This is a genomic window from Streptomyces fulvorobeus (genome assembly GCF_013167895.1).
In the GTDB taxonomy this organism is placed as follows: Bacteria; Actinomycetota; Actinomycetes; order Streptomycetales; family Streptomycetaceae; genus Streptomyces; species Streptomyces fulvorobeus.
The window spans coordinates 6412966-6429442 of sequence record NZ_BLWC01000001.1; the positions used below are offsets into that span (position 1 = coordinate 6412966).

Consider the following 16477-nt stretch of genomic DNA (forward strand, 5'->3'; position numbering starts at 1 on the left):
GACATCGGTGTGCTGGAACCGCTGCTCCAGCTGGCAGGACGGGGCGGGAGCGCCCCGGCGAAAGACGACACGTCCGACGAGTCCATCGACTCGATGGCAGTGGCAGACCTGGTACGGGCCGCGCTCAACGGCCAGTCCGACCTGTAGCGCGAGAGTGACGGAGCAGACCATGAACGCCCCCACCGAGAACGCCCCCGCCGCCGGCGTCGTGGAAGCACTCCGCGCCGCGATGAAGGAGTCCGAGCGACTGCGGCGACAAAACAGAATGTTCGTCGCCGCGGCCAGGGAACCCATCGCCATCGTGGGAATGAGCTGCCGGTTCCCCGGAGAGGTCTACTCCCCGGAGGACCTCTGGGAGCTCGTCGCCTCCGGTACCGACGCCATCTCCGGATTCCCCACCGACCGCGGATGGGACCTGGACGCGCTGCGCGAGAGCACCACCGACGAGCGCGGCACCTCCGTCAGCCAGCAGGGCGGATTCCTCAGCTGCGTGCCCGACTTCGACCCGGGGTTCTTCGGCATCTCGCCCCGCGAGGCCGTCACCATGGACCCCCAGCAGCGGCTGCTGCTGGAGACGACCTGGGAGGCCATCGAGCGGTCCGGCATCGACGCCACCCGGCTGCGCGGCACCCGTACCGGCGCCTTCATCGGCACCAACGGGCAGGACTACGCCTACCTCCTGGTCAGGTCGCTGGACGACGCGACCGGTGACGTCGGCACCGGCATCGCCGCCAGCGCCGTGTCGGGACGGCTCTCCTACGCGCTCGGCCTCGAAGGCCCGGCCATCACCGTCGACACCGCGTGCTCGTCCTCCCTCGTCGCGCTCCACCTGGCGGTGCAGTCCCTGCGCAACGGCGAGTGCGGACTGGCGCTCGCCGGTGGCGTCAACGTGATGTCCACCCCCGGCTCGCTCATCGAGTTCAGCCGACAGGGCGGCCTCGCCAGGGACGGCCGCTGCAAGGCATTCTCGGAGTCGGCCGACGGCACCGGCTGGTCCGAGGGCGCCGGCGTCCTGATGCTGGAGCGCCTGTCCGACGCACAGCGCAACGGACACCCCGTCCTCGCCGTGATCCGGGGCTCCGCGGTCAACCAGGACGGCGCCTCCAACGGCTTCACCGCGCCCAACGGCCCCTCGCAGCAGCGCGTGATCCGTCAGGCACTCGCCAACGCCAACCTCGGCCCGGCCGACGTGGACGCCGTGGAGGCCCACGGCACCGGCACGCCGCTGGGCGACCCCATCGAGGCGCAGAGCCTGCTCGCGGGCTACGGCCAGGACCGGGACCGCCCGCTGCTGCTCGGTTCCGTGAAGTCCAACATCGGCCACACGCAGGCCGCTTCCGGCGTCGCCGGCGTCATCAAGATGGTCATGGCGATGCGGCACGGCGTCGTGCCGAAGACCCTGCACGCGGACGAGCCGTCCTCGCACGTCGACTGGTCGGCGGGCAAGGTCGAACTGCTCACCGAAGCGCGCGAGTGGCCGGACTCCGGCCGCCCGCGCCGCTCCGGTGTCTCCTCCTTCGGAGTCAGTGGCACCAACGCCCATGTGATCGTCGAGCAGGCGCCGCACGCCGACACGACCCCCGCCGAGCCGGAGGAGACCGCCCCCGCGCGCCGCGCGACCGCGGTGCCGTGGATCGTCTCCGGCCGGACCGCCGAAGCACTCCGCGACCAGGCCGCCGCGCTGCTCAGCAGGCTGGAGCGCGAGCCCGGCCTGCGCGCGGTGGACACCGCACTGTCCCTGGCGACGTCCAGGGCGAGCCTGGAGCACCGCCTCGCCGTCGTCGCGGACGAGGACGGCGGCTCAGGGCGTGCGGCACTGGCGGCCTGGCTCACGAACGGCACGGCGTCCGGCACGGTGGAGGGCCTGGTCTCGGGACGCACGAAGAGTGCGGTGTTGTTCTCGGGTCAGGGTTCGCAGCGGTTGGGGATGGGCCGGGAGTTGTACGGCCGGTTCCCGGTGTTCGCGGAGGCGCTGGATTCCGTACTGGTGCAGTTCGAGGGCGAGTTGGGCCGTTCGCTGCGTGAGGTGATGTGGGGCGAGGACGCCGAGCTCCTGAACGAAACGGGCTTCACTCAGCCCGCGTTGTTCGCGGTTGAGGTGGCGTTGTTCCGGCTGGTGGAGTCGTGGGGTGTGGTCCCGGACTTCGTGGCGGGGCACTCCATCGGTGAGATCGCGGCGGCGCATGTGGCGGGGGTTTTCTCGCTGGAGGATGCCTGCAAGCTGGTGGCGGCGCGGGCGAGGCTGATGCAGGCGCTGCCGGCCGGTGGTGCGATGGTGGCGGTGCGGGCGGCGGAGGACGAGGTGCTGCCGCTGCTGGCCGAGCGGGAGGGCCAGGTCTCGATCGCGGCCGTCAACGGCCCGTCGTCCGTGGTGATCTCCGGTGACGAGCGGGCGGTCCTGGAGGTGGCGGCGCAACTGGCGGAGCTGGGGCGTAAGACGACGCGCCTGCGGGTCTCGCACGCGTTCCACTCGCCGTTGATGGATCCGATGCTGGAGGAGTTCCGGACGGTCGCGGAGGGTCTGTCGTATGCCGAGCCGGTCATTCCGGTGGTGTCGAACCTGACGGGGGTGGTGGCGTCGGCCGAGGAGCTGTGTTCGGCCGGGTACTGGGTGCGGCATGTCCGTGAGGCCGTGCGCTTCGCCGACGGCGTCCGGACCCTCGCCGAACAGGGCGTGACCACGTTCCTGGAACTGGGCCCGGACGGGGTGCTCTCCGCCATGGCGCAGGAGTCAGTGTCCGAGGGGGCCGTGACCGTACCGGCACTCCGCAAGGGGCGTGACGAGGAAGACACGCTCGTCACCGCGCTGTCCCACCTGCACGTCCGAGGCGTGAAGGTGGAGTGGGCGGCGTTCTTCGCGGGCACCGGCGCCCAGCCGGTGGATCTGCCGACGTACGCCTTCCAGCACGAGCGCTACTGGCCGAAGACGACCTTCCAGCCGGCCGACGCCACCGGTCTCGGACTCACGTCCGCCAACCACCCGCTGCTCGGCGCCGCCATGTCCGTCGCAGGGTCCGACGAACTTCTGCTGACGGGCACCCTCTCGCTGGCCACCCACCCCTGGCTGGCCGACCACGTCGTCAGCGGGATGGTCTTCTTCCCCGGCACCGGCTTCCTCGAACTCGCCATCAGGGCCGCCGACCAGGCCGGTTGCGACCGCGTCGAAGAACTGATGCTGTCCGCCCCGCTCATCCTGCCGCGCACCGGCGCCGTCCAGGTGCAGATCTCCATCGGTGGCGCGGACGAGGAGGGCCGCCGCGAGCTGCGCTTCTACACCCGCCCCGCTGACGCCCGCGACGACGAGTGGACGCTGCACGCCTCCGGGCGGATCGGCAACGGCGAGCAGGTACTCGCCTTCGACGGAGCCGTATGGCCGCCCAAGGGCGCCACCGTGGTGGACATCGAAGGGCTCTACGACCGCTACGCGAGCAACGGACTCGACTACGGCCCGGTCTTCCGCGGTCTGCGCGCCGTCTGGCGCCGGGATACGGAGATCTTCGCCGAGGTCGCCCTCGACCGCGCTGTCGGCGACGCCGGTGACTTCGGTGTGCACCCGGCCCTGCTCGACTCCGTCCTGCACAGCACGGTCTTCGCCAGCGCGGACGGCGACGACCGCAGTCTTCTGCCCTTCGCATGGAACGGGGTCGCCCTGCACGCCTCCGGGGCCTCCACCCTGCGCGTCCGGGTGACCAGCAACGGCCAGGACTCCGTACAGCTCGCCGCCGTCGACGTACAGGGCGAACCGGTGATCTCCGTGGACTCGCTGATCCTGCGGGCAGCCGGGCCGCAGCCCGCCGACACCGGCCGTCGCGACGAACTGAACTCCCTCTTCCGCGTCGACTGGGTGCCCGGCACGCCGGAGAAGGTGCCCGCGGACACCACCTGGGTGGTACTCGGCACCGACGAACTCGGGCTGGGCGCGGCCCTCGCGTCGACCGGCGCCGTCAGCCTCGGCGCCCCGGCGGCCACCCTCGCCGACCTGGCGGCCCGCGACGACGCGGCCGTTCCGGCCATCGTGGTCGTGCCGCTCCGGGGCGACAGCGCGCGCGGCGCGGAGTCGGCCCACGAACTCGCCCTCCACACCCTGACCCTGGTGCAGCAGTGGCTGGCCGAGGAGCGGTTCGCCGACTCGCGGCTGGTGTTCGTCACCCGTGGCGCGACCGCGTCCGGAGACGAGGACATCACGGATGTCGCCGCCTCCTCGGTGTGGGGCCTGGTGCGCTCCGCGCAGGCGGAGAACCCCGGACGGTTCCTGCTCGTGGACGCCGACGACGCCGACGAGTCGGCGCCCGTACTCCCCGGACTGCCGGGCCTGGTGGACGCCGACGAGCCTCAGGCACTGGTCCGCGAAGGCGCGCTGCGGGTGGGACGGCTCGCCCGGCTGGAGTCCGGCACGGGCCTGGTGCCCCCGACGGGCGGGCCCTGGCGGCTGGACAGCAGGGCCAAGGGCAGCCTGGACGGGCTGACCCTGGCACCCTTCCCCGAGGTCCTTGAGCCGCTGACCGGTCACCAGGTGCGGATCGAGGTCCGCGCCGCCGGTGTCAACTTCCGCGACGTCCTCAACGCCCTGGGCATGTACCCCGGCGACGCCGGACTGTTCGGCTCCGAGGCGGCCGGCGTCGTGGTCGAGACCGGACCCGACGTCACCGGACTGAACGTCGGCGACCGGGTCATGGGCATGCTCTTCGGCGGCTTCGGCACCCATGTGGTGGGCGACGAACGCATGATGACCCCCATCCCCGAGGGGTGGTCGTGGGAGGTTGCGGCGTCGGTGCCGTTGGTGTTTTTGACGGCGTATTACGCGTTGGTGGAGTTGGGTGGGGTGCGGCCGGGGGAGAAGGTGCTGATCCATGCCGGTGCGGGCGGTGTGGGTATGGCGGCGGTTCAGGTGGCGCGTCATCTGGGTGCGGAGGTCTTCGCGACGGCCAGTGAGGGCAAGTGGGAGGTGTTGCGGTCGTTGGGGGTGGCGGACGATCACATTGCGTCGTCGCGGTCGACGGAGTTCGAGGGGGCGTTCCGTGCGGTCAGTGGTGGGGGTGTGGATGTTGTTCTGAACTCGTTGGCGGGTGAGTTCGTGGATGCGTCGTTGCGTCTGGTGGGTGCGGGTGGGCGTTTCCTGGAGATGGGCAAGACGGATGTGCGGGCGGCGGGGGATGTGCCGGCGGGGGTGGAGTACCGGGCGTTCGACCTGGGGTGGGTGGATCCGGTGGGGATCCAGCGGATGCTGTCGGTGGTGGTGGAGTGGTTCGGGCGTGGGGTTGTGGAGCCGTTGCCGGTGCGGGTGTGGGATGTGCGCCGGGCGCGGGAGGCGTTTCGGTTCATGAGTCTGGCGCGGCATGTGGGCAAGATCGTGTTGTCGATGCCGCGGGTGTGGGATGCGCGGGGCACGGTGTTGGTGACGGGTGGTACGGGTGGTCTGGGTGGGGTGCTGGCGCGTCATTTGGTGGCGGAGCGTGGGGTGCGGCATCTGCTGTTGACCAGTCGGCGTGGGTGGGAGGCGCCGGGGGCGGTGGAGCTGGCGGACGAGTTGCGGGTGTTGGGTGCGCGCGTTGAGGTGGTGGCGTGCGATGTGGCTGATCGTGAGGCGCTGGCGGGGTTGTTGGCGTCGGTGGCGGTGGAGCATCCGTTGACGGCGGTGGTGCATACGGCGGGTGTGCTGGATGACGGTGTGGTCGGTTCGCTGAGTGCGGAGCGGTTGGCGGGGGTGCTGCGTCCGAAGGTGGACGCGGCGTGGAATTTGCACGAGCTGACCCGCGGCCTGGGCCTCGCCGCCTTCGTCCTCTACTCGTCCACCGCCGGCGTCATGGGCAGCCCCGGACAGGCCAACTACGCGGCGGGCAACACCTTCCTCGACGCCCTGGCCGCCCACCGCCGCGCCCTCGGCCTGCCCGGCCTCTCCCTGGCCTGGGGCGCCTGGGAACAGGGCGTGGGCATGACCGCCGCGCTGGAGGACCACGACGTGCGCCGCGTCAGCAGCGGCTCCGGAATGCCGCTGATCGCGGTGGAGCGCGGCCTCGCACTGTTCGACGCCGCGACCACGAGCGACGAGGCACTGATCGTCCCGCTGGCCGTCTCCGGCGGTACGATCCCGTCCGCTGACGGCGTCCCCGCCCTCCTGCGCGGCCTGGTGCGCAGCGGCCGCCGCGCCGCCAAGGGCGGAGCCTCGGCGGTGTCGCGCGCGAGCCTCGTCGAGCGGCTCGCGGCGCTGCGCGAGGACGAGCGGCCCCGGCTGCTCGCCGACCTCGTCCGCACCGAGGCCGCGGCGGTGCTTGCCCACTCCTCGCCCGAAGGCATCGCCGTGGAGCGGGAGTTCCGCCAGCTCGGCTTCGACTCGCTGACCGCCGTCGAACTGCGCAACCGGCTGGCGAGCGCCACCGGACTGACACTGCCCGCGACCCTGATCTTCGACTACCCGACACCGGCCCGGCTCGCCGCCCAGCTGCTCGACCAGCTGGTAGGCGACGGCGTCGCCGCGACGGTCGCCGTACGCGAGTCGCGCGACGACTCCGACGCCGCCGACGATCCGATCGCGATCGTCGGCATGGGCTGCCGCTTCCCCGGCGGCGTGGATTCGCCCGAAGGCCTCTGGGACCTGGTGCTCTCCGGCGGGGACGCCATCTCCGGCTTCCCCGACGACCGCGGCTGGCAGGCCGACACCACCATCGGCGCGACCGAGGGCCAGGGCGGATTCCTCCGGGACGTCGCCGACTTCGACGCCGGATTCTTCGGCATCTCACCGCGCGAGGCCGTCGCCATGGACCCGCAGCAGCGCGTCCTGCTCGAAGTCTCCTGGGAGGCCGCCGAACGGGCGGGCATCGACCCGGCCACCCTGCGCGGCAGTCGCACCGGAGTCTTCGTCGGCGTCAGCGGCCAGGACTACGCCGGCCTCGTCATGCGGGCGAAGGACGACATGGCGGGCCACGCCACCACCGGCCTCGCGGTCAGTGTCGTCTCCGGCCGGCTGGCCTACACGCTCGGCCTGGAGGGCCCGGCGATGTCGGTCGACACCGCATGCTCGTCCTCCCTCGTCTCCCTGCACCTCGCGGCCCAGGCCCTGCGCAGCGGCGAGTGCTCGCTCGCCCTCGCGGGCGGCGTGACGGTAATGGCCACCTCCGCCAACTTCGCCGGCTTCTCCCGGATGGGCGGACTGGCCGGCGATGGCCGGTGCAAGGCATTCTCCGACTCCGCCGACGGCACGGGCTGGTCCGAGGGCGCGGCCGTGCTGGTCCTGGAACGGCTGTCGGACGCACGGCGCAACGGGCACAAGGTACTGGCGGTCGTACGCGGCAGCGCCGTCAACCAGGACGGCGCGTCCAACGGTCTGACGGCGCCCAACGGCCCCGCGCAGCAGCGGGTGATCCGTCAGGCGCTCGCCAACGCCGGACTGTCTCCGGCCGACGTGGACGCCGTGGAGGCCCACGGCACCGGAACACCGCTCGGCGACCCGATCGAGGCGCAGGCGCTGCTGGCCACCTACGGCCAGGACCGCGACCAGGAACTGCCGCTGCTGCTGGGCTCCGTGAAGTCCAACATCGGCCACACCCAGGCCGCGGCGGGCGCCGCCGGTCTGGTCAAGACGGTGATGGCCCTGCGCCACGGGACGCTCCCGAGGACGCTGCACGTGACCGAGCCCTCGACGCACGTCGACTGGTCGGCCGGCGCCGTGCAACTGCTGGCCGACAACACCGCGTGGCCGCAGACCGGACGCGCCCGCCGGGCCGGCGTCTCGTCCTTCGGCATCAGTGGAACGAACGCGCACGTCGTCCTGGAACAGGCGGACCCGGAGCCGGACACCGACGCGCAGACGGCCCCCCGAACCACCTCGGACGTCGTGCCGTGGCTCGTATCGGCCAAGAGCGAAGCGGCGCTGGACGGACAGATCGGCCGGCTGCGGCACTTCGCACGGGAGCACACCCGGCGGGCCGCGGTCGACGTCGGCCACTCGCTGGCGACGGGCCGCTCCCTCTTCGAGCACCGCGCGGTACTGCTGGCGACCACAGAGGGCATCGCGGAGATCGCCCGGGGCCTGGCCACCGAACAGACGACGGCGCTGCTGTTCTCCGGGCAGGGCTCGCAACGGCTGGGGATGGGCCGGGAGCTGTACGGCCGCTTCCCGGTGTTCGCCCAGGCACTGGACTCCGTACTCGCCGCGCTGGAAGGCGAGACGGGCCGCCCGCTGGGGGCGGTGATGTGGGGTGACGACGCCGAGCTGCTCGACGGGACGGGCTACACCCAGCCCGCGCTGTTCGCGGTCGAGGTGGCCTTGTTCCGGCTGGTGGAGTCCTGGGGGGTGACCCCGGACTTCGTGGCCGGGCACTCCGTCGGTGAGATCGCCGCCGCGCACGTGGCCGGGGTGTTCTCGCTGGAGGACGCCTGCACGCTGGTGGCGGCGCGGGCACGGCTGATGCAGGCACTGCCGGCCGGCGGCGCGATGGTCGCGGTACGGGCGACGGAGGACGAGGTCCTGCCACTGCTGTCCGGCGGGGTGTCGATCGCCGCGGTCAACGGCCCCTCGTCGGTGGTGATCTCCGGCCACGAGGACGAGGTCCTGGCCGTCGCGGCGCGACTGGAGGAGGACGGCCGCAAGGCCACCCGGCTGCGGGTGTCCCACGCCTTCCACTCGCCGCTGATGGACCCGATGCTGGAGGAGTTCCGAACGGTCGCGGAGAGCCTGTCGTACACCGAGCCCACCCTCCCCGTGGTGTCGAACCTGACCGGAGCCGTGGCATCCGCCGGTGAACTGTGCTCCGCCGCGTACTGGGTACGCCATGTCCGCGAGGCCGTGCGCTTCGGCGACGGCATCCGCGCCCTCGCCGAACAGGGCGTGACCACGTTCCTGGAGCTGGGCCCCGACGGCGTGCTCTCCGCTATGACCCGCGAGAGCGCGCCCGCGACCGCCGTGGTCGTCCCGGCGCTGCGCAAGGACCGCGGCGAGGAAACCGCGCTGGTCACCGCGCTCTCCCAGTTCCATGTCGCGGGTGGTGCCCTCGACTGGACCAAGCTCTTCGAGGGCACCGGCGCCCGGCAGTCCGACGTGCCGACCTACGCCTTCCAGCGCGAACGGTTCTGGCCCGAGCTCGTCACCGCGGCCCCCGCCGACGGCACGGACCCGGCCGACGCGGAGTTCTGGGCCGCGGTGGAACGGGAGGACCTGGAGTCCCTCGCGGCGGGGCTCGACGTGGACGGCGCCTCACTCGGGGCCGTACTGCCCGCCCTGTCGTCGTGGCGCACGCGCCGCAAGGCCCGCTCCGCCGTGGACGCGTGGCGCTACCGGCAGAGCTGGAAGCCGCTGGCGGTCAGCGGCTCCGCCGGGCCCCTGCCGGGGACCTGGCTGGTGCTGACGCCCGCGGCCGGCACCGCCGACGCGTGGGTGACCTCGCTCGTCGACGCGCTCGGCCAGGCCGCCGTACGCGTGGACGCCGGCACGACCGGACTCGTCGAGCGGCTCACCGAGGCCGCGTCCGACGCCCCGGCCGGGATCGCGGGCGTGCTGTCGCTGCTGGCCCTCGACGAGTCGGCCGGCCCCTGCGGCGTGCCGGCGGGCCTGACCGCCACCGCCGCCCTCACCCGGGCTCTCGGTGACGCGGGTCTCACGGCCCCCCTGTGGGCCGTCACACGTGGCGCCGTCTCCACCGTCCGCTCCGAGCCGCTCGCCAGTCCGGCGCAGGCCGCGGTATGGGGTCTCGGCCGCGTCGCGGCCCTCGAACAGCCCCAGCGCTGGGGCGGACTGGTCGACCTGCCCGAAGAACTCGACGCGCGGACGGTACGCCGCTTCCTCGCCGTACTGACCGGCCAGGACGGCGAGGACCAGGTCGCGGTCCGCGCCTCGGGCGTGTTCGGCCGCCGGATGGTCACCGCGCCCACCCCGCAGAGCGCGGGCGCGGACCCCACCGAGGAGCGGTGGCGGCCCTCCGGCACGGTGCTCGTCACCGGTGGCACGGGCGCGCTCGGCGCTCATGTCGCGCGGCGGCTGGCGAGGGAGGGCGTGCCGCACCTGGTGCTGCTGAGCCGTCGCGGGCCGCAGGCCCCCGGCGCCGAGGAACTGCGGGACGAACTGGTCGCTCTCGGCGCCCGGGTCACCCTCACCGCCGGTGACGCGGCCGACCGCGACGACCTGACCGCGGTTCTCGCGGCCGTCCCCGAGGACTGTCCGCTGACCGGAGTGGTGCACACGGCGGGTGTGCTGGACGACGGGGTGCTGGCCGGGCTGACGGCCGAGCGGTTCGACACGGTGTTCCGCTCCAAGGTCGCCTCCGCCCTGCTGCTCGACGAACTGACCCGCGAACTCGACCTGTCGGTGTTCGCTCTGTTCTCCTCGGTGGCGGGCTCCGTCGGCAACCCCGGCCAGGCCAACTACGCGGCGGCCAACGCCGTCCTCGACGCACTGGCCGAGCGGCGCCGCACCCTCGGCCTGCCCGCGACCTCGATCGCCTGGGGCGCCTGGGGCGGCGGCGGCATGGCGGGCCAGTCGGCCCACGCCGGCCACGCCACCCCCGCGGACGGACCCGGCGCGCTCGACCCGGAGCTGGCCGTCTCCGCCCTGCTCCACGTCGTCGTGGAACCCGAACCGACCGTGGTCCTCGCCGACCTTCAGCAGCCGCAGCTGCTGAACGCCCTGCTGAGCCTGCGCCCCAGCCCGCTGCTCGCCGACCTGCCCGAGGCGCGCAAGGCGCTGACGGCGGTGCACGAGGCGCACCGCGAAGGCGCGACGGCCGCCTCCGGGCTGCGCGAGCAGCTGCGCGAGGCCACCGGACCCCGGCGGACCGCCGTACTGCTCGACCTCGTCCGCACCCAGGCCGCCGCGGTACTCGGCCACACCGGAGCCGACGCGATCAAGGGCGACAAGGCCTTCCGCGACCTCGGCTTCGACTCGCTGACCGCGGTCGAACTGAGCAACCGGCTCGCCCGGACGACCGGTCTGGCGCTCCCCGCAGGTCTGGTCTTCGACTACCCGACCGCACACGCGCTGGCCGGCCACCTCGTCGCCGAACTGCTCGGCGACGACAGTGCCCCGGCATCCGCCACACCCGCCGCCCCCACCGCGGTCACCGACGATCCGGTCGTCGTCGTCGGCATGGCCTGCCGCTTCCCCGGCGGGGTGCGCTCGCCCGAGGACCTGTGGCAACTGCTCACCGAGGGCCGCGACGGGATCGCCGAGTTCCCCACCGACCGCGGCTGGAACCTCGACGTCCTCGCGGGCGCCGGCCAGGGCCGCAGCGCCACCCGCGAAGGCGGATTCCTCTACGACGCCGCCGACTTCGACCCCGGCTTCTTCGACATCTCCCCGCGTGAGGCCCTCGCCATGGACCCGCAGCAGCGGCTGCTGCTGGAGACCGCCTGGGAGGCGTTCGAGCGGACCGGGACCGACCCGGCCGCACTGCGCGGCAGCCGGACGGGTGTGTTCGTCGGCACCAACGGCCAGGACTACGCCAACCTGATCCTCAAGGCGAACGAGGACGTGGAGGCCCACGCCGGGACGGGGCTGGCCGCCAGCGTCATCTCCGGCAGGCTCTCCTACGCCTTCGGCTTCGAGGGCCCCGCCGTCACCGTGGACACCGCCTGCTCCTCCTCGCTGGTCGCCCTGCACTGGGCCGCCCAGGCGCTGCGCGCCGACGAGTGCTCCATGGCACTGGTCGGCGGCGTCACCGTGATGTCGACCGCGACGAGCTTCGCCGGATTCACCCGGCAGGGCGGACTCGCCCCGGACGGACGCTGCAAGGCGTTCTCCGACTCGGCCGACGGCACCGGATGGTCGGAGGGCGTCGGGGTGATCGTCGTCGAGCGGATGTCCGACGCCCGGCGCAACGGCCACGAGATCCTGGCCGTCCTGCGGGGTTCCGCCGTCAACCAGGACGGCGCGTCCAACGGGCTCACCGCCCCCAACGGCCCCTCCCAGCAGCGCGTCATCCGCCAGGCCCTGGCCGCCGGCGGCCTCACCACGGCCGACGTGGACGCCGTCGAGGCGCACGGCACCGGCACCACGCTGGGCGACCCCATCGAGGCCGGAGCCCTCCTGGCGACCTACGGGCGCGACCGGGACACCGAGCGCCCCCTGCTGCTCGGATCGGTCAAGTCCAACCTCGGACACACCCAGGCCGCCGCCGGTGTCGCCGGCGTCCTGAAGACGGTGCTGGCGCTGCGGCACGGCACACTGCCCCGGACGCTGCACGTCAGCGAGCCCTCGACCCGGGTCGACTGGGCCTCGGGCGCCGTCGAGCTGCTGACCGGGCCGCGCGCGTGGCCGGAGACCGGGCGCGCCCGCCGGGCCGGTGTGTCGTCCTTCGGCATCAGTGGCACCAACGCGCACGTCATCCTGGAGCAGGCCCCGCCCGCCGAACCGGTGGCCGCCCCGCATGCCTCCGGGACGGCACCCGCCGTCGTGCCGTGGCTCGTGGCGGCCAAGAGCGAAGCGGCGCTCGACGCACAACTGGAGCGGCTGCGGTCCTTCGTGGCGGCCCGCCCCGACCTGTCCCCGGCCGACATCGGACGGTCGCTGTTCGAGGGCCGGTCGGCCTTCGAGCACCGGGCCGTGCTGCTGTCCCCGGCCACCGGCGCGGACGCGTCCGCGCCGGTGGTGGCCAGGGGAGTGGCCGTGGAACGCCCGACGGCCGTCCTCTTCTCCGGCCAGGGCAGCCAGCGGCTGGGCATGGGCCGCGAACTGTACGCACGCTTCCCGGTGTTCGCCGACGCCCTCGACTCCGTCCTGGCCCACCTGGACGCGGATGCGGACCGCCCGCTGCGCGAGGTGATCTGGGGCGAGGACGCCGGACTGCTCAACCGCACCGCGTACACCCAGCCCGCGCTGTTCGCGGTCGAGGTGGCCTTGTTCCGGCTGGTGGAGTCCTGGGGGGTGACCCCGGACTTCGTGGCCGGGCACTCCGTCGGTGAGATCGCCGCCGCGCACGTGGCGGGGGTGTTCTCGCTGGAGGACGCGGCCCGCCTGGTCACCGCCCGCGCCCGGCTGATGGACGCGCTGCCCGAGGGCGGCGCCATGGTCGCCGTCGAGGCGACGGAGGACGAGGTCCGGCCGCTGCTGTGCGACCGGGTGGCGATCGCCGCCGTCAACGGTCCCACGGCGGTGGTGATCTCCGGCGACGAGGACCGGGTGCTGAAGGCCGCCGAGCGGCTGACGGCCCAGGGACGCAGGACGAGCCGGCTCCCGGTGAGCCACGCGTTCCACTCGCCCCTGACGGACCCGATGCTGGAGGAGTTCCGGGCGGTCGCCGAGAAGCTCACCTACCACCCGCCGCGCATCGCGCTCGTGTCGAACCTGACGGGCGAGCCGGCCACGGACGGCCGACTGGGCACCGCCGACTACTGGGTACGGCACGTGCGCGAGGCGGTCCGCTTCGCCGACGGCGTCCGCACCCTCGCGGGCAACGGCGTCGGCGCCTTCCTGGAGCTGGGCCCCGACGGAGTGCTGTGCGCCCTGGTCCGCGCCTGCGTGCCCGACGAGAGCGTCGTGGTGCCCGTCCTGCGCAAGGACAGGCCCGAGGAAGCGACCGCCCTCACCGCCCTGGCCCGACTGCACGCCCACGGCGTCGCGGCCGACTGGAGCGGTGTCTTCTCCGGCACCGGCGCCCGGCGCACCGAACTGCCGACCTACGCGTTCCAGCGCGAGCGCTACTGGCCCCGGACGTCCGTGGCCGCGCCAGGCGACGCCTCCGGCCTCGGCCTGGTGGCCGCCGGACACCCGCTGCTGGGCGCCGCGACCACGGTGGCCGGCTCCGACGACGTGGTCCTCACCGGCCGCCTGTCGCTTCCGGCGCTGCCCTGGCTGGCGGCCCACCGGACCGCGGAAGGCCATGTGCCGCTGCCCGCCGCGGCCCTCGCCGAACTGGCCGTACGCGCCGGTGACGAGGTCGGCTGCGCGCTGGTCGAGGAACTGACCCTGGAGAGCGGGCTGTTCGTACCGGACGAGGGCGCCGTGCGCATCCAGGTACGGGTGGGCGCCGCCGACGAGGCGGGCCGCCGGCCCCTGGACGTGCACGCCCGCAGGGAGTCCACCGAGGACCTGCCGTGGACCCGCCACGCCACCGGAGTGCTGAGCGCCGGTGACCGGACAACGACGCCGGACACACCGTTCGACACCACCGCCTGGCCGCCCGCGGGCGCCGAAGCCCTCCCGTTCGCTCACGCCACCGGACCGGCCGGGACCGGAGCGGCCTGGCGGCTGGACGGCGCGGTGTACGCGGAAGTCTCGCTCGCCGAGGAGGCGGGCGCGGACGGGGCCTTCACCCTGCACCCGACGCTGCTGGAGACCGCCGTCCGCGCGGCCGCACTGCTCGACGCGGAAGCGCGGGCCGGGGGAGTCGAAGCCGTCGCCTGGCACGGGCTGACCCTGCACGCGGGCGCCGCCACGGCGCTACGGGTACGGCTGACCGCCACCGGCGAGGACACCGTCTCACTGACGGCCGTCGACCCGCAGGGCGCACCGGTGCTCTCCGCCCGCTCGCTGACCGTCCGCCCGCTCGCCGCCGCGCCGGAGGCCGCGCCGGCCACGGAGCCCGCTCCGCTGCTCGGCGTCGCATGGGAGACGACACCGGTGCCCGCGGCGGCGTCCGCGCCCCCGGCCACCCTGCGCTGGGCGGTCGTCGGCGCGGACCCGGCGGGCCTGACGGCCGCGCTGGACGCGGTGGACGGGGTGTCCACCGCACGCGCCGGGTCGCTGACCTCGCTGCTGGCGGCCGACGGGCCGTTCCCCGATGTTGTACTGGCCCCCCTCACCGGGGAGCCGGCCGAGGCCGGGAGCGTCCCGGACGCCCTGCGGATCACGACCGCCGCCGCCCTCGATCTGCTGCGCACCTGGTCGGCCGATCCCCGGGCCGCCGCGGCGCGGCTGGTGTTCGTCACCCGTGGCGCGGTCGGCGTCGGCACCGAGCACCTGCGCGATCTGGCCGCCGCCCCTGTGTGGGGTCTGGTGCGCTCCGCCCAACTGGAGGAGCCCGACAGCTTCTTCCTGCTCGACCTCGACGACCCCGACGCCCTCCCCGCGGCGCTCACCGCGCTGCCGGGGCTGTTGGACGCCGGTGAGTCCCAGGCGGTGCTGCGCGACGGCGTCGTACGGGTGGCCCGCCTGTCCCGCCTGCCCGGCAGCAGCGCCGCCCCGGCCCCGGACGGGGTCGGCTCCTGGGACCGCGACGGCACCGTACTGATCACCGGAGGCACCGGCGGCCTCGGCAGCGCGCTCGCCACCCACCTGGTGACCGCGCACGGCATCAAGCACCTGCTGCTGGCCGGCCGTCGCGGCCTCGACGCACCCGGGGCGCGGGAACTGCGGGCCGAACTGACCTCCCTGGGCGCCGAGGTGACCGTCGCGGCCTGCGACGTCGGCGACCGTACGGCGCTCTACACGCTGCTGTCGGGTCTGCCGGGCGAACACCCGCTCACCGCGGTGGTGCACACCGCCGGAGTGCTGGGCGACGCCACGATCGGCTCGCTCACCCCCGATCTGGTGGACCGGGTCCTGCGTCCCAAGGCGGACGCGGCCTGGTGGCTGCACGAGGCGACGCTGAGCCTCGGCCACGAGCCGGCCGCGTTCGTCCTGTACTCCTCGGTCGCCGGCGTCACCGGGGGACCGGGCCAGGGCAACTACGCCGCCGCCAACGCGTTCCTGGACGCGCTGGCCGGGCACCGCGCCGCCCTCGGCCTGCCCGCCGTCTCACTGGCCTGGGGCCCCTGGGCCCAGAACAGCGGCATGACCAGCACGCTGAACGAAACCGACCTGCGGCGGATGTCCCGCTCGGAGCACGCCGCGCTGTCGGTGGAACAGGGCCTCGCCCTGTTCGACGCCGCCATGGCGCGCGACGAGGCGCTGGTCGTCCCGGTGCGGATGGCCGCCGGAGCGCCCCAGCCGGCCCAGGTCCCCGCGATCCTGCGCGGGCTGATGGCCACGGGCCGCCGCACGGCCTCGCCCCACGCCCGCGCCGTCCCCCTGGCGGACCGCCTGCACGCACTGGGTGAGCAGGACCGGGAGAGGGCACTGGTCGAACTGGTGCGGTCCGACACCGCCGCCGTACTGGGGCACCCCTCCGCGGACGCGGTCCCGGCCGACCGGGACTTCAGCCGGCTGGGCTTCGACTCGCTGATGGCGGTGGAGCTGCGCACCAGGCTGGCCGCGTCCACCGGCGTACGGCTCCCCTCCACCCTCGTGTTCGACCACCCCACGCCGCTCGCCGTCGCCAGGCACCTCGCCCCGGCCCTGTTCGGCGCGGACACCCCCGGCGCGGACACCTCGCCGCTGACCGCGCTCGACCGGCTGGAGGCGGCACTCACCGAAGGCGGGATCGACGAGGTGACCAGGACCGGAGTCGCCGGGAGGCTGCGCCGCCTGCTCGCCAGGTGGGACGAGGCCGCACCCGAGACCGGCGGGGCCGTCGTCACCGAACGGATCGAGGCCGCCAGCGCCGACGAGATCCTCGCCTTCATCGACAACGAACTCGGCCGGTCGACGGACTCCTGACAGGGGCCCACTCCC

The 16477-nt window shown here is 73.9% G+C and carries 1 protein-coding gene; it reads left to right on the forward strand.

What is annotated here, in order from left to right; genetic code table 11:
• The first annotated feature begins 169 nt into the window (after positions 1–169).
• On the forward strand, positions 170–16462 hold the full coding sequence (locus tag Sfulv_RS28835) for a type I polyketide synthase (RefSeq protein ID WP_173317331.1): 16293 nt from the start codon (positions 170–172) through the stop codon (positions 16460–16462).
• Positions 16463–16477: the final 15 nt, after the last annotated feature.

What these genes read in the sequence shown, in the direction of transcription:
- Sfulv_RS28835 (WP_173317331.1), top strand. Translation starts at nt 170, where the DNA reads ATGAACGCCCCCACCGAGAACGCCCCCGCCGCCGGCGTCGTGGAAGCA.